Genomic DNA, 19426 nt, shown 5'->3' with positions numbered 1-19426 from the left:
CATTTTTGCCAGCCAATCCGTATAACTATCCCCTGATTTTTATCCTGAAGACGAAGCTAACCCATGATGAATGATTCTTTCTGCCGCATTATTGCGGGTGAAATCCAGGCAAATGCCGGGCAGGTTGAAGCTGCCGTTCGCCTGCTTGACGAAGGGAACACCGTGCCGTTTATCGCACGTTATCGTAAAGAAATCACCGGCGGTCTGGATGACACGCAGTTGCGTAACCTGGAAACGCGTCTGGGCTATCTGCGTGAGCTGGAAGACAGACGTCAGGCCATCCTCAAGTCCATTTCCGAACAAGGCAAACTGACCGATGAGCTGGCTGGCGCCATCAACGCTACGTTAAGTAAGACCGAGCTCGAAGACCTCTACCTGCCCTATAAACCTAAACGCCGCACCCGTGGACAAATCGCCATTGAAGCCGGCCTTGAGCCGCTGGCCGATCTGCTCTGGAACGAACCGTCCCACGATCCTGACGTGGAAGCGGCAAAGTACATTGATGGCGACAAAGGCGTGGCGGACACGAAAGCCGCGCTCGACGGCGCACGCTACATTCTGATGGAGCGCTTTGCCGAAGACGCCGCATTGCTGGCGAAAGTGCGTGATTACCTGTGGAAGAACGCCCATCTGGTCGCCACAGTCGTGAGCGGCAAAGAGGAAGAAGGGGCAAAATTCCGCGACTATTTCGACCATCATGAGCCCATTGCTAACGTCCCGTCTCACCGTGCGCTGGCCATGTTCCGTGGTCGTAACGAAGGCATTCTGCAACTTTCGCTCAATGCCGACCCACAATTTGATGAGCCGCCGAAAGAAAGCTACTGCGAGCAAATCATCATGGACCATCTCGGCCTGCGGCTGAATAACGCCCCGGCGGATAGCTGGCGCAAAGGCGTAGTGAGCTGGACGTGGCGTATCAAAGTCTTAATGCACCTCGAAACCGAACTGATGGGCACCGTGCGCGAACGTGCGGAAGATGAAGCGATTAACGTGTTTGCCCGTAACCTGCACGACCTGCTGATGGCAGCCCCCGCAGGCCTGCGCGCCACGATGGGCCTTGATCCTGGCCTGCGTACCGGCGTAAAAGTCGCTGTCGTTGACGGCACCGGCAAGCTGGTGGCGACGGATACCATTTATCCGCATACCGGTCAGGCGGCCAAAGCGGCTACCGTGATCGCCGCGCTGTGCGAAAAATACCACGTCGAACTGGTCGCGATTGGCAACGGTACGGCCTCGCGTGAAACCGAACGCTTCTATCTCGACGTACAGAAACAGTTCCCGAACGTGACGGCGCAGAAAGTGATCGTCAGCGAAGCGGGGGCGTCCGTGTATTCCGCTTCTGAGCTGGCGGCGCAGGAGTTTCCGGATCTCGACGTCTCCCTGCGCGGCGCGGTCTCTATCGCGCGTCGCCTGCAGGATCCGCTGGCGGAACTGGTGAAAATCGATCCGAAATCGATCGGCGTCGGCCAATATCAACACGATGTCAGCCAGACGCAGCTGGCGCGTAAGCTGGATGCGGTGGTCGAAGACTGCGTAAACGCCGTCGGCGTCGATTTGAATACCGCCTCCGTACCGCTGCTGACCCGCGTCGCGGGCTTAACGCGCATGATGGCGCAAAACATCGTCGCCTGGCGCGATGAGAACGGTCAGTTTCAGAACCGCCAGCAACTGTTGAAGGTGAGCCGTCTGGGGCCGAAAGCGTTTGAGCAGTGCGCGGGCTTCCTGCGTATTAACCACGGCGATAACCCGCTGGATGCCTCCACCGTCCACCCGGAAGCCTATCCGGTTGTCGAACGCATTCTGGCGGCGACGCAGCAAGCGCTAAAAGATCTGATGGGCAACAGCAACGAATTGCGTCACCTCAAGGCCGCTGATTTTACCGACGATAAATTCGGCGTGCCGACCGTGAGCGATATCATCAAAGAGCTGGAAAAACCGGGCCGCGACCCGCGTCCTGAATTTAAAACCGCGCAATTCGCCGATGGCGTCGAAACCATGAACGACCTGCTGCCGGGGATGATTCTGGAAGGGGCGGTCACTAACGTCACTAACTTCGGCGCGTTTGTCGATATCGGCGTTCATCAGGATGGCCTGGTGCATATCTCCTCGCTCTCGAATAAGTTCGTTGAAGATCCGCACACCGTGGTGAAAGCGGGCGACATCGTGAAGGTGAAAGTGCTGGAAGTGGATCTGCAACGTAAGCGTATTGCGCTGACGATGCGTCTGGACGAACAGCCCGGCGAAACCGCCGCTCGCCGCGGCGGCGGTGCCGATCGCGATCAGGGCAACCGCCCGGCATCTAAAGCGGCGAAACCGCGCGGTCGTGACGCCCAGCCAGCCGGTAACAGCGCCATGATGGACGCGCTGGCAGCCGCAATGGGAAAAAAACGCTAATCGGGTAATACGCAGGCCGGGTTACTTCTTATCCGGCCTGCGATTTTGCAATACGCCCAACCCTTTCTTTTTTAATTAACAATTAAATCTTACCCATTAGAATCTGTTAATTAATTTCCTTCTGCTATCCGCACTATTAATTATCACTTTATTAACAGATGAAACCTTAATTAAACATTAAAAACGGTGAATATTTGCACATTAGGGGTATTTGCAAAAAGACAAATAAATGTTGAGCCATATCAACATCGGCGCAAATTATCGCTTATTTGTACATTCCGTCACATTTTAATCGTTGAAGATAGAAACCATTCTCATTATCATTGTGTTGTTGATTATTTACTCTTTCCTTCGTTGGCTAAACATCGGGTCTCCTGCCGCCCCCCTGAGCGCCGCATGAGGTATACATCCAGTTAGTAAGAAACAAGTAGGTCGTATGCAATTCACTCCTGACACTGCGTGGAAAATCACCGGCTTTGCGCGTGAAATCAGCCCGGCGTATCGTCAAAAGCTGCTTTCGCTCGGCATGTTGCCCGGTTCTTCATTTAATGTCGTCCGCGTCGCGCCCTTAGGCGATCCGATCCATATCGAAACACGACGCGTGAGTCTGGTTTTGCGTAAAAAGGATTTGGCGTTAATAGAAGTGGAAGCGGTTTCCTGTTAATACAGTGAGTCTATAAAAATGAAAAAATTAACCATTGGTTTAATTGGTAATCCTAATTCCGGCAAGACCACCTTATTTAACCAACTCACCGGCGCGCGTCAGCGCGTGGGGAACTGGGCGGGCGTCACCGTCGAGCGTAAAGAGGGCCAGTTCGCGACAACTGACCACCAGGTCACGCTGGTAGATTTACCCGGCACCTATTCTCTGACGACCATCTCGTCACAAACCTCTCTCGACGAACAGATCGCCTGCCACTACATCCTGAGCGGCGACGCCGATCTGTTGATAAACGTTGTAGACGCCTCCAATCTGGAGCGCAACCTCTATTTGACGCTGCAGCTGCTGGAGCTGGGTATCCCCTGTATTGTCGCGCTCAATATGCTGGATATCGCTGAAAAACAGCAGGTTCGTATTGATGTCGACGCTCTGTCCACGCGTCTGGGTTGTCCTGTCGTACCGCTGGTATCGACTCGCGGTCGCGGTATCGAGGCGCTGAAACTGGCCATTGACCGTCACAACGCTAACGACAACGTCGAACTGGTGCATTATGCCCAGCCGCTGCTGCGCGAAGCGGATTTCCTGGCCGACGCGATGGCCCAGGAGATGCCTTTACAACAGCGCCGCTGGCTGGGTCTGCAAATGCTGGAGGGCGATATCTACAGCCGGGCTTACGCAGGCGAGGCGGCACAAAACCTGGACACCTCCCTTGCCCGTCTGAAGGACGAAATGGACGACCCGGCGCTGCATATCGCCGACGCCCGTTATCAGTGTATCGCCGCTATTTGCGACGTGGTCAGCAATACCCTGACAGCCGAACCCAGCCGCTTCACCAGGGCGGTCGATAAAATTATCCTGAACCGCTTCCTCGGCTTACCGATTTTTTTGTTCGTGATGTACCTGATGTTCCTGCTCGCCATTAACATCGGCGGCGCGTTGCAACCCCTGTTTGATGCCGGTTCCGTCGCCATCTTTATTCATGGCATTCAATGGATTGGCTACACGCTGCACTTCCCGGATTGGTTAACCATCTTCCTGGCGCAAGGTCTTGGCGGCGGGATCAATACCGTCCTGCCGCTGGTGCCGCAAATCGGGATGATGTACCTGTTCCTCTCTTTCCTTGAAGACTCCGGTTATATGGCGCGCGCGGCCTTCGTCATGGATCGCCTGATGCAGGCGCTGGGACTACCGGGTAAATCCTTCGTGCCGCTGATTGTCGGCTTCGGCTGTAACGTACCTTCCGTGATGGGTGCCCGCACGCTTGACGCTCCGCGCGAACGCCTGATGACCATCATGATGGCGCCGTTTATGTCCTGTGGCGCGCGCCTGGCGATTTTCGCCGTCTTTGCCGCCGCCTTCTTCGGGCAAAACGGCGCGCTGGCGGTCTTCTCGCTGTACGTGCTGGGTATTGTCATGGCGGTATTAACCGGCCTGATGCTGAAGCATACCATTATGCGCGGCGAAGCCTCTCCGTTTGTGATGGAGCTGCCGGTTTACCACGTCCCGCATATCAAGAGCCTGATCATCCAGACCTGGCAACGCCTGAAAGGTTTTGTACTACGCGCCGGTAAAGTCATTATCATCGTGAGTATTTTCCTGAGCGCGTTTAACAGTTTCTCGCTGAGCGGCAAAATCGTCGATAACATTAATGACTCCGCCCTCGCCTCCGTAAGCCGCATCATCACGCCAGTCTTTAAACCGATCGGCGTCCATGAGGATAACTGGCAAGCGACCGTGGGTCTGTTTACGGGTGCCATGGCGAAAGAAGTTGTCGTCGGTACGCTGAACACGCTCTACACCGCCGAAAATATTCAGGACGAAGCGTTTAATCCTGCCGACTTCCACCTCGGCGATGAACTGCTGGGCGCGGTTGACGATACCTGGCAAAGCCTGAAAGACACCTTTAGCCTGAGCGTACTGGCTAACCCGATCGAAGCGAGTAAAGGTGACGGCGAAATGGCGACCGGCGCGATGGGCGTGATGGATCAAAAATTCGGCAGCGCCGCAGCGGCGTACAGTTACCTGATTTTCGTCCTGCTTTACGTACCGTGTATCTCGGTAATGGGCGCTATCGCCCGCGAGTCCAGCCGCGGCTGGATGGGCTTCTCCATCCTGTGGGGGCTGAATATCGCCTATTCGCTCGCCACGCTGTTCTACCAGGTTACCAGCTTCAGTCAACACCCGACATACAGCCTGATCTGTATTCTGGCAGTGATCGTCTTTAACGTTGTGGTGTTAAGCCTGTTGCGCCGCGCCCGCAGCCGTGTAGACATTGAACTGCTGGCAACCCGCAAAAACGTCAGTTCCTGTTGTTCGGGCACTGCGGGCAATTGTCACTAAGGGATGTAAAAAATGGCTTCATTGATACAGGTTCGCGATCTACTGGCGCTACGGGGGCGTATGGAGGCAACGCAAATCAGCCATACGCTGCACGCTCCGCAGCCCATGATCGACGCCATGCTGAATCAACTGGAGATCATGGGTAAAGCGGTACGTATCCCGGAAGAACCGGACGGCTGCCTTTCAGGCAGCTGTAAAAGTTGTCCGGAAGGTAAAGCCTGCCTGCGCGAATGGTGGGCCTTGCGTTAGCCTTCGCCGGGTAGCGACGTAACGCGTCTTATCCGGCCTTTATCCCGCGTTATGTTGCCCGGTACGCGTCACGCTGCCGGGCAATTTTGCGTCATGCCTTCCACAAAGATGAAAGCGTTACCGCCGTGCGCATTTATCTCCCCATGCGCCTCGCAAGCGCACTAATCCTCTACTGCAATCAGCCCGGTCTGCGCGTAGTGTCACGCCATTGAACTTCACCGATGACGGATCGATATGGCGACCTCAACAACATCCACGCCGCATGACGCGGTATTCAAACAGTTTTTATGCCACCCCGATACTGCACGGGATTTTTTGGAAATTCATCTCCCGTCGACATTACGTCAAATCTGTAATCTGAATACGTTACGGCTGGAGTCCGGTAGCTTTATTGAAGAGGATTTACGCCCCCATTATTCCGATATTCTTTGGTCGCTGGAAACAAGTGAAGGTGAAGGTTACATTTACGTGGTTATTGAACATCAGAGTACGCCGGACGCGCATATGGCATTTCGGCTGATGCGTTACGCGATGGCTGCAATGCAACGGCACCTGGAGGCCGGGCATAAGACGTTGCCGTTAGTGGTGCCAATGCTGTTTTACCACGGAAACCGCAGCCCGTATCCGTTCTCATTATGCTGGCTGGATGAATTTGCCGACCCGGTGATGGCGCGTAAGCTATACGCCACCGCCTTTCCTCTGGTCGATATTACGGTCGTGCCGGACGACGAGATTATGCGGCACCGACGCGTCGCGCTGCTGGAACTCATACAAAAACACATCCGCCAGCGCGATCTGATGGGGCTTGTCGAACAGCTGGTCGCCCTACTGGTTAAGGGATACGCTAATGACACCCAGCTTCAAAGTTTGTTTAATTACATGATGCACACTGGCGACGCCGCGCGCTTCAATACGTTTATCCGCCAGGTGGCTATGCGTATCCCACAGCATAAGGAGAAGATCATGACTATCGCAGAAAGATTACGTCAGGAAGGGCATCGTAACGGGTTACAGAAAGGGTTACAGAAAGGGCTACAGCAAGGCAAACAGGAAGGCCAACGGCTCGCCGCATTGCGCATTGCCCGCTCCATGCTAAACGATGGTTTCGATCGCGATACCGTGCTTAGGGTTACCGGGCTGGCGCCTGCCGATCTGGCATCTGAAAACCATTAATCTGGCAGAATGGTCCGGGCCCGGCAACGCCCTGGTTACAGCGATGATTTTAGCGTCATCAGCGCCTGACAAAACGCCGCCGGATGCGAGATAAACGGCGCATGGGCCGCCTTCGCCATTATCTGTGATGTACTGTGCGGCCATAACGTATCGAGCAAAGGCACAATTTTACGCGGCACCAGACCGTCCAGATAACCATACAAACGCAAAAACGGCATGTTCACATTTTTAAGCGCTTCTCGTAGATCGACCGTTTTTAAGATTTCCAGTCCGCCATTGAGCACGTCTACATCCGGCATAGGCTGCGCCAGCACCACGCTTTTTAAGGTGCGGGCATCCTGACGCGCCGTCTCCGTCCCTAACGTTTGCAGCGCCAGAAAACGCTCCACCGTGCGCTGAAAATCGTCGCTAAGCTGCTGCTGGAATCCACCGAGGATTTCCGGTTTTATTCCCGGCCACCCCTCACGCGCGCTAAAGCATGGCGAAGAGGCGACTGTCACCAGCGCCTGAACGCGTTCAGGGTGTGTGAGCGCCATCTGACTCGCCACCAGGCCACCCAGGCTCCAGCCAAGCCAGATAGCCTGGTCCGGCGCGTTCTTCGCTACCTGCGCCGTCATCTCTTCAAACGTCATAGCGCCAAACCCCGAACTACGGCCATAGCCCGGCAAGTCGACCAGATGCAGCGTAAAATGCGAGCCGAGTTCCTCGCGAATGCAATGCCATACCTCCGCGTTCAATCCCCATCCGTGCAGCAGCACAAGATGACAATTTCCCTCGCCGTAGGTCTGCCACCAGATGTCATTCATCAGTTACTGTTCTCTTTTGTCTAACAAGGATGCACCTATGCTAACAGTACCAGGATTATGCTGGCTATGCCGAATGCCGCTGGCGTTAAGCCACTGGGGGATTTGTTCCGTATGCGCGCGCGCCGTTCGTCAGCGCGTCAGCCTGTGTCCGCAATGCGGATTACCTGCCGCGCATCCTTCGCTCCCCTGCGGTCGCTGCCTGCAAAAACCACCGCCCTGGCAGCGTCTGGTGAGCGTCAGTGACTATACGCCGCCCTTGAGTTTACTGGTGCATCAGCTTAAATTTACCCGCCGCAGCGAAATTGCCGCCGCTCTGGCGCGTCTACTGTTGCAGGAAGTACTCATGGCGCGCCGCAGCACTGGCTTGCAGCTTCCCGACAGAATCGTCAGCGTTCCGCTCTGGTCGCGCCGACACTGGCGGCGGGGATTTAACCAAAGCGATCTGTTATGTCAACCGTTAGCGCGCTGGCTTGGCTGCGCGTGGGACAGCCAAACCATCACGCGGGTACGGGCGACCGCAACACAACATCATCTCAGCGCCAGGTTACGTAAGCGCAATTTGAAAAACGCGTTTCGCCTTGAATTGCCGGTACAGGGTCTCCATATGGTTATTGTGGATGATGTCGTCACTACCGGAAGTACCGTCGCGGAAATCGCGCAACTGCTTTTGCGCAACGGCGCAGCGACTGTCCAGGTATGGTGCCTGTGTCGAACCTTGTAGAGCCTCGATGATGGGCGTATTATAACCAACTAAAATAGTCAACTATTAGGCCATTACTATGATCCGTATTTCCGATGCTGCACAAGCGCACTTTGCCAAACTGCTGGCAAATCAGGAAGAAGGGACGCAAATCCGCGTATTTGTCATTAATCCCGGCACTCCTAACGCAGAGTGCGGCGTTTCTTATTGTCCGCCCGACGCCGTAGAAGCCACCGATACTGCACTGAAATTTGACCTGTTGACCGCTTATGTCGACGAGCTGAGCGCGCCCTATCTGGAAGACGCGGAAATTGATTTCGTGACCGACCAGCTAGGTTCTCAACTTACATTGAAAGCGCCAAACGCGAAGATGCGCAAAGTGGCCGATGACGCGCCGCTGATGGAGCGCGTGGAATATGCTCTGCAATCGCAGATTAACCCGCAGTTGGCGGGCCACGGCGGTCGCGTCTCGCTGATGGAAATTACCGATGAAGGCTATGCAATTCTGCAGTTTGGCGGCGGTTGTAACGGTTGCTCGATGGTTGACGTCACGCTGAAAGAAGGGATCGAGAAACAGTTGCTGAATGAATTCCCGGAACTGAAAGGGGTTCGCGATCTGACCGAACACCAGCGCGGCGAGCACTCATACTACTAAGATTTTCCCCGCATCCATGCCCGATGGCGCTTGCGCCTGTCGGGCCTTGTCTGCGCCACCGTAGGCCGAATAAGGCGTCTACGCCGCCATTCTGCGCCATCAGCCACATCTCAGAACGATGGTCCTTCTTCTTTCGCCGATAACATGACCTGTGTCTCATAATTTAAATTTTGCCTGCCAGGGTCATTTTCAACACCCATATGTTACCCGTATCATTCTTATGGGCACCTAACATCCATATAACATCTGACTACGCTCATTCGTTTCAACGGTAATCAGTATTGGTGCTATTGCGACTCTGTTCCCGTCGGGAACAACAGGAATTTGTCGTCGAAACAATGACGTTACCCATAACAAAGTAAAGGCCAGGTAAATCATGCCATTAGTCATCGTTGCTATCGGTGTTATCTTGTTACTTCTTCTGATGATCCGCTTCAAAATGAACGGATTTATCGCCCTTGTCCTGGTAGCGCTCGCTGTCGGGTTGATGCAGGGAATGCCGCTGGATAAAGTCATCGGCTCCATCAAAGCCGGTGTCGGCGGTACGCTTGGCAGTCTGGCCCTGATTATGGGGTTCGGCGCCATGCTGGGCAAAATGCTTGCCGACTGCGGTGGCGCTCAACGTATCGCCACTACCCTGATCGCGAAATTTGGTAAAAAGCATATTCAGTGGGCCGTAGTGTTAACCGGCTTTACCGTCGGCTTCGCTCTGTTCTATGAAGTGGGCTTCGTTCTGATGCTGCCGCTGGTATTCACCATTGCCGCAGCGGCGAATATCCCGTTACTGTACGTCGGCGTGCCTATGGCCGCGGCGCTCTCCGTCACACACGGTTTCCTGCCGCCGCACCCGGGCCCAACCGCGATCGCCACGATTTTCCATGCCGATATGGGTAAGACGCTGCTGTTTGGTACGATTCTGGCAATCCCGACCGTGATCCTTGCCGGCCCGGTTTACGCCCGTTTTCTGAAAGGCATCGATAAGCCGATCCCGGAAGGCCTGTACAGCGCGAAAACTTTTACGGAAGAAGAGATGCCGGGCTTTGGCGTCAGCGTCTGGACGTCGCTGGTTCCGGTGATTCTGATGGCGATGCGTGCGGTTGCCGAGATGATTCTGCCAAAAGGCCACGCTTTCCTGCCCGTTGCCGAGTTCCTGGGCGACCCGGTAATGGCTACGTTAATTGCCGTACTGATTGCGATGTTCACCTTTGGCCTGAACCGCGGGCGTTCCATGGATCAGATTAACGATACGCTGGTCTCTTCCATCAAAATTATCGCCATGATGCTGCTGATCATCGGCGGCGGCGGCGCGTTCAAGCAGGTGCTGGTCGATAGCGGCGTGGATAAATACATCGCTTCAATGATGCATGAAACCAATGTCTCTCCGCTGTTGATGGCGTGGTCTATCGCGGCGGTGCTGCGTATCGCGCTGGGCTCCGCGACTGTCGCGGCGATTACCGCAGGCGGCATTGCGGCGCCGCTGATCGCCACTACCGGCGTTAGCCCTGAACTGATGGTTATCGCAGTCGGTTCCGGGAGCGTGATTTTCTCTCACGTCAACGACCCGGGCTTCTGGCTGTTCAAAGAGTATTTCAATTTGACTATCGGCGAGACCATTAAATCCTGGTCGATGCTGGAAACGATCATCTCCGTCTGCGGCCTGATCGGCTGTCTGCTACTGGGTATGGTGGTTTAAGCGAGGCGGCTTGTAGGCCGGATAAGGCAGCAATGTGCGCCAGGATTGCCTGATGGCGCTGCGCTTATCAGGCCTACGTGCTCTCACCATCATAAAGCCGGGGAAATCCCCGGCTTTATTACTTCTTCTTCGCGGCCGCTTTTCGGCGCTTATCCAAATCCTTAATCAGCTTGTTTACGCCCTCATCGGCAAACATCTGCTCCAGCGTGGCGGTGAGCTTCCGCCGCCAGTTTTTATACTGATCGCTGGTGCCCGGTACGTTAACCGGATCGGCCATATCCAGCCAGTCCTCCGGCTGAAGCCCCAATAGACCGCTGTTACTGTCGGCGATATAGCGCTGAAGTCCGCGATTTAGCGTTGGCGTCATCGACATTAACGATGCCTTATGCCCGGCGCGTTTTGGCAGACAGCCATATTTATGCAGCGCGTCCAATAGCCCCTGTTTCGCCCGCTCGCGATCCTCATACAGCCCGCGCAGAATCACTTCATCCGGATAAAGCCCCAGAGCTTTACCCAACGTCAGGTCACCGCATTCCCAATAGCCGCGCAGCGTGGGGAGATCGTGCGTCGAGGCGACAGCCATCGATTGTTGCGGATACGCGCCTGGCGCGCGGAAGTTTTTCTCAAGGTCATTTTCAAACCACAGCACTTTATAAGAATAGACCCCGCTATCGCGCAGCTTGCCGACAATCTCAACTGGCACCGTCCCCAGATCTTCGCCTATCACCATACAACGGTGACGTTGGCTCTCCAGCGCCAGAATAGCCAACAGATCGTCAACCGGATACTGAACATATGCCCCGCGATCCGCGGTTTCGCCATACGGTATCCACCACAGACGCAGCAACGACATGACATGGTCAATGCGCAACGCGCCGCAGTTTTGCATATTGGCGCGCAGCAGGTCGATAAAGGGCTCATACGCCCGGGCGACAATGATATGCGGGTCCATCGGCGGCAGCCCCCAATTCTGACCGAGCGGGCCGAGGATATCCGGCGGCGCGCCGACAGATGCTTTCAGGCAGTACAGCTCCCGGTCGCACCAGGTTTCCGCGCCGCCTTCCGCTACGCCAACCGCCAGATCGCGGTACAGACCAATCGGTAGTTTAAAACTCTGGCAGGTATCCCAGCAGGCGGCGAATTGGCGCCAGGCCAGCCACTGAAGCCAGAGGTAAAACTCCACCTCTTCGCGGTGCGCTTCACAGAATTGTTTTACAGCGGGAGACTCTACCGACTGGTACGCCTCCGGCCAGGCTGGCCAGCCCCAGCGCTGCTCATCCTCTTTCACCTGATACGCATGCAGCGCGTCGAATGCCGCCTGCCAGTAAAGGCTCTCGCCTTCACGGGCGATAAAGTGACGAAACTCCGCCATTTGCGCATCGTCGCGAGCGGCAAAGCGCGTCCACGCCATCCGCAGCGCCGTGATTTTCAGCGCGGTAACGGTAGCGTAATCCACCCATTGCGCATCGCGCGCCTGTCGCAGCTTTTGCTGTGTGGCGGGCATTTGCCACCATGCCTGCGCCTCTTCGCTCAGGCGGAAATCTTCGACGGCATTGACGTCGATATATATCACGTTCAGCCAGCGACGAGACGAGGGGCTGTAGGGACTGGCGCTCTCCGGATTCGCCGGATAAAGCGCGTGGATCGGGTTCAGGCCGATAAACGCGCCGCCGCGTGTCGCCACGTCGACCAGCATCGACTTTAAATCGCCGAAATCGCCAATACCCCAGTTTTTTTCTGAACGCAGAGTATAAAGCTGGACGCAGGCCCCCCACAGTTTTTTCCCTTCCAGTAGCGCCTGCGGCTCATAGCATCGCGGCGGGGCGACGATAATACGGCAGTGCGTACGCTGTTCATCCTGGGTCAACGTCAGGGTGTGGTAGCCCTCCGGCAATGTAGCCGGAAGGTTAAGTTTTTTACCGCCCGTCACGCGCCCTTTGTAATGCACGCCCTCTTCCGTAGTCAGCAGCCAGGCAAACTCACCGTGCCCCTCTACCGGCAACGCCATTTTTTTACCCGCGGTATAAACCTTCACATTCGGCACGACCGCCTGTGGTCCTGTTGTCGTGCCGTGCATCGCCGCCAGCAAACGTCTCTTGGTTTCAGCGCCAATAGACTGCGGTTTGCCATGAGCATTGATGTAACTGGGGCTGATCCCCGCCGCCAGCGCGGCACTATCGAGACGTTTATTTTCCATCGCGCTCCCTTAGCGTTTTGCCTGCCAGATACGGGCCTGATAATCGCGAATAGAGCGATCGGAACTGAACATACCGCAGCGCGCGGTATTGAGGATCGCGGCGCGCGTCCACGCTTCCTGGTCGCGATACAGTGCATCCACCTGCTTTTGCGCCTCGACATAAGCGGCGAAGTCCGCCATGACCAGGTACGGATCGCCCCCCTGTTTGCCGAGGCTATGCAGCATCTGGTCAAAGGCATGTTTATCGCCATCGCTGTATTGACCGCTTTCCAGCTCTTTTAGCACCGCATCCAGCACTTTGTCTTTTTTACGCCATTTCACCGGATCGTAGCCTTTGGCTTTGAGCGCCTTGACCTCTTCCACAGTATGGCCAAAGATAAAGATATTCTCTTCACCCACCTTCTCAGCGATTTCAACGTTAGCGCCGTCCAGCGTTCCCACTGTCAACGCCCCGTTCAGCGCCAGTTTCATGTTGCCGGTGCCGGACGCCTCTTTCCCGGCAGTGGAAATTTGCTCGGAAATATCCGCCGCCGGAATGAGCATTTCCGCCGCCGAGACGCAGTAATCCGGCAGGAAAACCACCTTCAGCTTATCACCCACCGCCGGGTCGTTATTAATGGCTTCCGCAACCTTATTGATAGCAAAAATGATGTTCTTCGCCAGGTAATAGCCCGGCGCCGCCTTCGCGCCAAACAGGAATACGCGCGGTACGCGGTCGGCCTGCGGGTTTTCGCGGATCTCTTTGTACAGCGCCAGAATATGCAACAGATTCAGATGCTGACGCTTGTACTCGTGCAGACGTTTGATTTGAATATCAAAAATCGCATGGCTCGAAATCTCAATCCCGGTACGGGCCTGGATAAATTTCACCAGGCGCTCTTTGTTCGCCCGTTTGATGTCGCGATATTGCTGACGGAATTTGGCGTCGTCAGCGTATTTTTCGAGGTTGATCAACTGGTCGAGATCGTTAGCCCACTCTTTTTTCAGCGTTTTATCCAGCAACGCCGCAAGCTGCGGATTGCACTGTTTGATCCAGCGACGCGGCGTAATGCCGTTGGTGACATTGTGGAATTTGTTCGGCCAAAGCTGGTGATATTCCGGGAACAGATCTTTCACCACCAGATCGGAGTGCAGCGCCGCCACACCGTTGACCGCAAAGCCGCTGACCACGCACATATTGGCCATGCGCACCTGACGGTCATGCACCACCGCCAGTTTTGCCCATACCTGCTTATCACCAGGCCAGGTGTTATCGACCAGCGTCTTAAAGCGGTCGTTAATCTGCTTGATAATCTGCATATGACGCGGCAGCAGCGCTTTCACCAGCTTCTCATCCCAGCACTCCAGCGCTTCCGGCATCAGGGTGTGGTTGGTGTAGGCGAAGGTTTTGCTGGTGATAGCCCAGGCGTCATCCCAGCTCAGTTGGTGCTCGTCAATCAGCACGCGCAGCAGTTCCGGAATGGCGATGGTCGGGTGAGTATCGTTCAACTGAATGACCTCGTAATCCGCCAGCTCATGCAGTTTGCGTCCGGCCAGATGATGGCGACGCAGAATATCCGCTACCGAGCAGGCGCACTGGAAGTATTGCTGCATCAGACGCAGTTTTTTGCCCGCCGTGTGGTTATCGTTGGGATAAAGCACCTTCGTCAGTTTTTCCGCATCGATACCCTGCTGTTCCGCCCGCAGGAAAGCGCCATCGTTGAATTTGGTCAGATCAAACGGATGCGCGTGGGTCGCCTGCCACAAACGCAGCGGTTGCGCGACGCCGTTACGATAGCCTAACACCGGCAGATCCCAGGCCTGGCCTGTAATCACAAAGCCTGGCTCCCAGCGCCCTTCTTTGGTGACTTTACCGCCGATCCCAACCTGGACGTCCAGCGCCTCGTTGTGGCGGAACCACGGATAGCTGCCGCGATGCCAGTCATCCGGCGCTTCCATCTGCTTGCCTTCAACAAATGACTGACGGAACAGCCCATACTGGTAGTTCAGACCATAGCCCGTAGCGGACTGCCCGACGGTGGCCATCGAATCGAGGAAGCAGGCGGCCAGACGTCCCAAACCACCGTTGCCGAGCGCCGGATCGACTTCCTCTTCCAGCAGATCGGTCAGATTAATATCGTGCGCTTTCAGCACATCGCTAACGTCCTGGTACCACCCCAGATTTAACAGGTTATTTCCCGTCAGGCGGCCAATCAAAAATTCCATCGAAATGTAGTTCACATGACGCTGGCCTTTTGTCGGCTGCGCTACCGGTTGCGCGCTCAGTAATTCCGCCAGCGCGCCGCTAACGGCCTGCCACCACTGACGAGGCGTCATGTCGGACGCCGACAGTAAACCGAAACGCTGCCACTGACGCGTCAGGGCGGCCTGGAATTGATCTTTATTGAAGGTTGGCTGTGACATAGGAAATCCGTCCTCGGGTAATAAAACAACGTTATCGCTAGTTTGCCAGGCTCGATGTTGACCTTCCTCCTCCCGGCAATGATTAGGGAGGGAGGAGGAGCGGGGATGAGCATAAAAGTGTGATCGCCGCCACTAACCCCTGTATAAACGCGCCGATTCCTGTCAACGACACTCAGTGTTACGCATAATCAAATGAATAAACAGAAATAACAGTAAATCGCGAAGGGGTATTTTCGAAGATTATATGAACGCCGAAATAGTTTCTTATCTGAAATATTCAGCGGCGGGAGATTCACTAACTAAACATAATTAATTAAACGCCTGGTATCGTCATTGTGTTAAATCCGCATCATGTCCAGGACATTATTTACAATAACGAAAATATGACCTCAGCCCAGCTCTGACGCTCGTTTCAACCGCGCTGAATACTTTTTTAATACCGTTATTTAGAATTGTGACAGAGTGCAAATTCAGACACATAAAAAGTCTGCTTAGCTTGCATTAAAATGCTTTCTGGCCGACCTTATATCTATTAATTACGAAGCGCAAAAAAAATCGCAGTTCCCCCCATTTCCCACAGTGAAGTGATTGCTATGTTGATTCCGTCTAAATTAAGTCGTCCGGTTCGTCTCGACCATACCGTGGTTCGTGAGCGGCTGTTGGCTAAACTTTCCGGCGCGAACAATTTCAGGCTCGCCCTGGTAACCAGTCCTGCTGGCTATGGGAAAACCACGCTTGTCTCACAGTGGGCGGCGGGCAAAAATGAATTAGGCTGGTACTCTCTCGACGAAGGCGATAACCAGCAAGAGCGGTTCGCCAGTTACTTAATTGCCGCAATCCAACAGGCCACCGGCGGACACTGCTCTACCAGCGAAGCGATGGCGCAAAAACGTCAGTACGCCAGCCTGACGTCCCTCTTCGCACAGCTCTTTATTGAACTGGCGCAGTGGCATCGCCCGCTTTATCTGGTGATTGACGATTACCATTTGATTACCAATCCGGTGATTCACGACGCGATGCGCTTTTTCTTACGTCATCAGCCGGAAAATTTCACCCTGGTGGTGTTATCGCGTAATTTACCGCAACTGGGCATCGCTAACCTGCGCGTGCGCGATCAGCTGTTGGAAATCGGTAGCCAGCAGTTGGCTTTTAACCATCAGGAAGCAAAGCAATTTTTTGACCGTCGTCTTTCGTCGCCCATTGAAGCCGCTGAGAGCAGCCGCATGTGCGACGATGTTGCCGGTTGGGCCACTGCGCTACAGTTGATCGCCCTCTCCGCGCGCCAGAACCATACCTCTGCGCATCACTCCGCCCGCCGTCTTGCTGGGATTAATGCCAGCCACCTTTCTGATTATCTGGTGGACGAAGTACTGGATAACGTGGATGTCAGCACCCGACATTTTTTACTTAAAAGCGCGATCTTACGCTCAATGAATGACGCGTTGATCGTGCGTGTGACCGGCGAAGAAAACGGCCAGATGCGGCTGGAGGAGATTGAGCGCCAGGGGTTATTCCTACAACGCATGGACGACACGGGCGAGTGGTTTAGCTATCACCCGTTGTTTGGTAGCTTTCTGCGCCAGCGTTGCCAGTGGGAACTGGCGGCGGAACTGCCGGAGATCCACCGCGCGGCCGCAGAAAGCTGGATGGAACAAGGTTTTCCCAGCGAAGCTATACATCATGCGCTGGCGGCGGGTGACGCGCAAATGCTGCGCGATATCCTGCTTAATCATGCGTGGGGGCTGTTTAATCACAGTGAACTGGCGCTGCTGGAAGAGTCATTAAAAGCGCTGCCGTGGGAAAGCCTGCTGGAAAATCCGCGGCTGGTGTTGTTACAGGCCTGGCTGATGCAAAGCCAACACCGCTACAGCGAAGTGAATACGTTGCTGGCGCGCGCCGAGCAAGAGATCAAAGGGGTCATGGACGGCACGCTGCATGCTGAATTTAACGCGCTGCGCGCTCAGGTCGCCATCAACGACGGCAATCCGGAAGAGGCAGAGCGGCTGGCGAAACTGGCGCTGGATGAGCTTCCTCTCGCCTGGTTTTATAGCCGCATTGTCGCGACCTCCGTTCACGGCGAAGTGCTGCACTGTAAAGGCGATCTCAGCCAGTCTTTATCGCTGATGCAGCAAACCGAACAAATGGCGCGCCATCATGACGTCTGGCATTACGCGCTATGGAGCTTAATTCAACAAAGTGAAATTCAGTTCGCCCAGGGATTCCTGCAGGCCGCATGGGAAACGCAGGAGAGAGCCTTCCAGTTGATCAAAGAGCAACATCTGGAACAACTGCCGATGCATGAGTTTCTGGTACGTATCCGCGCGCAATTGCTGTGGGCGTGGGCGCGCCTTGACGAAGCGGAAGCCTCGGCGCGCAGCGGTATCGCTGTGCTGTCCACCTTCCAGCCGCAACAACAGTTGCAGTGTTTGACGCTACTGGTGCAGTGCTCGCTGGCGCGCGGCGATCTGGATAATGCCCGTAGTCAGCTTAACCGACTGGAAAATTTATTAGGCAATGGTCGTTATCACTGCGACTGGATCTCTAACGCCGATAAGGTGCGTGTCATTTACTGGCAGTTAACCGGCGACAAAAAATCCGCCGCCAACTGGTTACGTCATACGCCCAAACCGGCGTTTGCCAATAACCATTTTCTGCAAGGGCAATGGCGGAATATCGCCCGCGCGCAGATCCTGCTGGGCGAATTCGAGCCTGCGGAAATCGTGCTGGAAGAGTTAAATGAGAATGCCCGTAGCCTGCGCTTAATGAGCGATTTAAACCGCAATCTGCTGTTACTCAATCAGCTTTACTGGCAATCCGGGCGGAAAAACGACGCCCAGCGCGTATTGCTTGATGCCTTACAGCTCGCCAACCGCACCGGATTTATCAGCCATTTTGTGATTGAAGGCGAAGCCATGGCGCAACAATTGCGTCAGCTTATCCAGCTCAATACGCTGCCGGAGATGGAGCAGCATCGCGCGCAGCGCATCCTGCGAGAGATTAACCAACATCACCGGCATAAATTCGCCCATTTTGACGAAGGCTTCGTCGAGCGCCTGCTTAACCATCCGGATGTCCCGGAGCTTATTCGCACCAGCCCGCTCACCCAGCGTGAATGGCAGGTGTTAGGGCTTATCTATTCCGGTTACAGCAACGAACAGATTGCCGGCGAACTGGCGGTGGCCGCGACCACCATTAAGACGCATATCCGCAACCTCTACCAGAAACTCGGCGTCGCGCACCGTCAGGACGCGGTACAGCACGCGCAGCAGTTGCTGAAGATGATGGGGTACGGGGTTTGACGTGTGCCTGATAAGACAGTCTCTTTAGCACAGCTCTAATTGAATATGGTGGTCGGCAATCACCTGCATCACGCCCGGCGGCGGCAGGGTATCGGTGTAGACCGCATCGACCATACTAATGCTGCCCATGTTTACCATCGCGTTACGGCCAAATTTAGAGTGATCCACCACCAGCATCACATGGCGCGAATTTTCGATAATCGCGCGCTTGGTGCGTACCTCATGGTAGTCAAATTCCAGCAACGAGCCGTCGCTATCAATACCGCTAATACCGAGAATGCCGAAATCGAGACGGAACTGGGCGATAAAGTCCTGCGTCGCTTCGCCAATAATGCCGCCGTCGCGGCTGCGGAGTTCACCGCCGGCGAGGATAATACGAAAATCCTCTTTCGCCATTAGCGTGTTCGCTACGTTCAAATTGTTGGTCACGATCCGCAAATTACTGTGCCCTAACAGGGCGTGCGCTACGGCTTCCGGCGTCGTGCCGATATCAATAAACAGCGTTGAACCATTGGGGATCTGGGCCGCGACTTTGCGAGCGATGCGCTCTTTTTCTTCCGTTTGCGTCGCCTTACGATCGTGCCACGGCGTGTTCACCGAGCTGGAGGGCAACGCCGCGCCGCCGTGGTGGCGCAAAATCATATTCTGTTCCGCCAGATCGTTAAGATCCCGACGAATGGTTTGCGGGCTGACAGAAAAATGCTCCACCAGCTCTTCCGTACTGACGTACCCCTGTTTTTTCACCAGTTCAATGATCGCGTCATGCCGTTGTGTTTGTTTCATGAATAATCTCTGAAAGTAACCAACCTTGCGCCGGATAGCGGCATTCGCCCTACCCGGCCTGGAAAAATATCTC

General features: G+C 55.0%; 13 protein-coding genes. 9 read left to right on the top strand and 4 right to left on the bottom strand.

Translation table 11 applies throughout. The annotated features are described in order from the left end of the window. Window positions 1-63: 63 nt before the first annotated feature. The 5 genes from LCS67_RS01605 (at window position 64) to LCS67_RS01585 (ending at window position 6817) form a co-directional block, all read left to right on the top strand. Window positions 64-2394: a Tex family protein gene (locus LCS67_RS01605; RefSeq protein WP_031567535.1), complete on the top strand. Its 2331-nt coding sequence runs from the start codon at window positions 64-66 to the stop codon at window positions 2392-2394. Window positions 2395-2830: 436 nt separating this feature from the next. After that, window positions 2831-3058, top strand: coding sequence for a ferrous iron transporter A (feoA, locus tag LCS67_RS01600; protein ID WP_001160955.1), 228 nt, complete (start codon window positions 2831-2833; stop codon window positions 3056-3058). 18 nt (window positions 3059-3076) lie between these two features. After that, complete coding sequence (feoB, locus tag LCS67_RS01595) at window positions 3077-5395, top strand: Fe(2+) transporter permease subunit FeoB (RefSeq protein ID WP_000736970.1); 2319 nt, start codon at window positions 3077-3079, stop codon at window positions 5393-5395. A 12-nt stretch (window positions 5396-5407) separates the two neighbouring features. Beyond that, window positions 5408-5644 (top strand): [Fe-S]-dependent transcriptional repressor FeoC, encoded by a 237-nt coding sequence (gene feoC / locus LCS67_RS01590; protein WP_000157589.1) that lies wholly within the window; start codon window positions 5408-5410, stop codon window positions 5642-5644. A 234-nt stretch (window positions 5645-5878) separates the two neighbouring features. After that, the gene (locus LCS67_RS01585; RefSeq protein ID WP_000235947.1) at window positions 5879-6817 is read left to right on the top strand and encodes an Rpn family recombination-promoting nuclease/putative transposase; all 939 of its coding nucleotides are present in this window, start codon (window positions 5879-5881) and stop codon (window positions 6815-6817) included. A gap of 35 nt (window positions 6818-6852) precedes the next feature. On the opposite strand, the gene bioH is transcribed toward LCS67_RS01585, so the two are convergent. Continuing rightward, window positions 6853-7623, bottom strand: a complete 771-nt coding sequence (gene bioH, locus LCS67_RS01580; RefSeq protein WP_000998138.1) for a pimeloyl-ACP methyl ester esterase BioH — start codon at window positions 7621-7623, stop codon at window positions 6853-6855. Window positions 7624-7660: 37 nt separating this feature from the next. Here bioH and gntX point away from each other — a divergent pair, with 37 nt between their 5' ends. The 3 genes from gntX (at window position 7661) to gntT (ending at window position 10671) form a co-directional block, all read left to right on the top strand. Next, window positions 7661-8344, top strand: coding sequence for a DNA utilization protein GntX (gene gntX, locus LCS67_RS01575; RefSeq protein ID WP_000958733.1), 684 nt, complete (start codon window positions 7661-7663; stop codon window positions 8342-8344). Window positions 8345-8402: 58 nt separating this feature from the next. After that, the gene (nfuA, locus tag LCS67_RS01570) at window positions 8403-8978 is read left to right on the top strand and encodes a Fe-S biogenesis protein NfuA (protein ID WP_000619387.1); all 576 of its coding nucleotides are present in this window, start codon (window positions 8403-8405) and stop codon (window positions 8976-8978) included. A gap of 376 nt (window positions 8979-9354) precedes the next feature. After that, window positions 9355-10671: a gluconate transporter gene (gene gntT, locus LCS67_RS01565; protein WP_001131741.1), complete on the top strand. Its 1317-nt coding sequence runs from the start codon at window positions 9355-9357 to the stop codon at window positions 10669-10671. 118 nt (window positions 10672-10789) lie between these two features. On the opposite strand, the gene malQ is transcribed toward gntT, so the two are convergent. After that, on the bottom strand, window positions 10790-12868 hold the full coding sequence (malQ, locus tag LCS67_RS01560) for a 4-alpha-glucanotransferase (protein ID WP_000428707.1): 2079 nt from the start codon (window positions 12866-12868) through the stop codon (window positions 10790-10792). Window positions 12869-12877: 9 nt separating this feature from the next. Further along, window positions 12878-15271 carry a maltodextrin phosphorylase gene (gene malP, locus LCS67_RS01555; RefSeq protein WP_079971672.1) on the bottom strand — a complete coding sequence of 798 codons (2394 nt, stop codon included), beginning with the start codon at window positions 15269-15271 and terminating at the stop codon, window positions 12878-12880. A gap of 593 nt (window positions 15272-15864) precedes the next feature. Between malP and malT the strand changes: the two genes are divergently transcribed. Continuing rightward, the gene (malT, locus tag LCS67_RS01550) at window positions 15865-18570 is read left to right on the top strand and encodes an HTH-type transcriptional regulator MalT (RefSeq protein ID WP_000907030.1); all 2706 of its coding nucleotides are present in this window, start codon (window positions 15865-15867) and stop codon (window positions 18568-18570) included. Window positions 18571-18594: 24 nt separating this feature from the next. Here malT and LCS67_RS01545 read toward each other — a convergent pair whose 3' ends face one another. Next, window positions 18595-19353, bottom strand: a complete 759-nt coding sequence (locus tag LCS67_RS01545; RefSeq protein ID WP_000815084.1) for a DeoR/GlpR family transcriptional regulator — start codon at window positions 19351-19353, stop codon at window positions 18595-18597. Between the last annotated feature and the right edge of the window lie 73 nt (window positions 19354-19426).

Origin of the sequence: Salmonella sp. A7, from assembly GCF_020181675.1 — a bacterium.
GTDB classification, from domain to species: domain Bacteria; phylum Pseudomonadota; class Gammaproteobacteria; order Enterobacterales; family Enterobacteriaceae; genus Salmonella; species Salmonella enterica.
Note: the sequence above shows the minus strand (reverse complement) of the source record. Positions and strands in the feature narration are given on the sequence as shown.

Excerpts from the sequence above, each read along its gene's own strand:
- LCS67_RS01605 (WP_031567535.1), top strand. The coding sequence starts at position 64 with ATGATGAATGATTCTTTCTGCCGCATTATTGCGGGTGAAATCCAGGCA.
- feoA (WP_001160955.1), top strand. The coding sequence starts at position 2,831 with ATGCAATTCACTCCTGACACTGCGTGGAAAATCACCGGCTTTGCGCGT.
- feoB (WP_000736970.1), top strand. The coding sequence starts at position 3,077 with ATGAAAAAATTAACCATTGGTTTAATTGGTAATCCTAATTCCGGCAAG.
- feoC (WP_000157589.1), top strand. The coding sequence starts at position 5,408 with ATGGCTTCATTGATACAGGTTCGCGATCTACTGGCGCTACGGGGGCGT.
- LCS67_RS01585 (WP_000235947.1), top strand. The coding sequence starts at position 5,879 with ATGGCGACCTCAACAACATCCACGCCGCATGACGCGGTATTCAAACAG.
- bioH (WP_000998138.1), bottom strand. The coding sequence starts at position 7,623 with ATGAATGACATCTGGTGGCAGACCTACGGCGAGGGAAATTGTCATCTT.
- gntX (WP_000958733.1), top strand. The coding sequence starts at position 7,661 with ATGCTAACAGTACCAGGATTATGCTGGCTATGCCGAATGCCGCTGGCG.
- nfuA (WP_000619387.1), top strand. The coding sequence starts at position 8,403 with ATGATCCGTATTTCCGATGCTGCACAAGCGCACTTTGCCAAACTGCTG.
- gntT (WP_001131741.1), top strand. The coding sequence starts at position 9,355 with ATGCCATTAGTCATCGTTGCTATCGGTGTTATCTTGTTACTTCTTCTG.
- malQ (WP_000428707.1), bottom strand. The coding sequence starts at position 12,868 with ATGGAAAATAAACGTCTCGATAGTGCCGCGCTGGCGGCGGGGATCAGC.
- malP (WP_079971672.1), bottom strand. The coding sequence starts at position 15,271 with ATGTCACAGCCAACCTTCAATAAAGATCAATTCCAGGCCGCCCTGACG.
- malT (WP_000907030.1), top strand. The coding sequence starts at position 15,865 with ATGTTGATTCCGTCTAAATTAAGTCGTCCGGTTCGTCTCGACCATACC.
- LCS67_RS01545 (WP_000815084.1), bottom strand. The coding sequence starts at position 19,353 with ATGAAACAAACACAACGGCATGACGCGATCATTGAACTGGTGAAAAAA.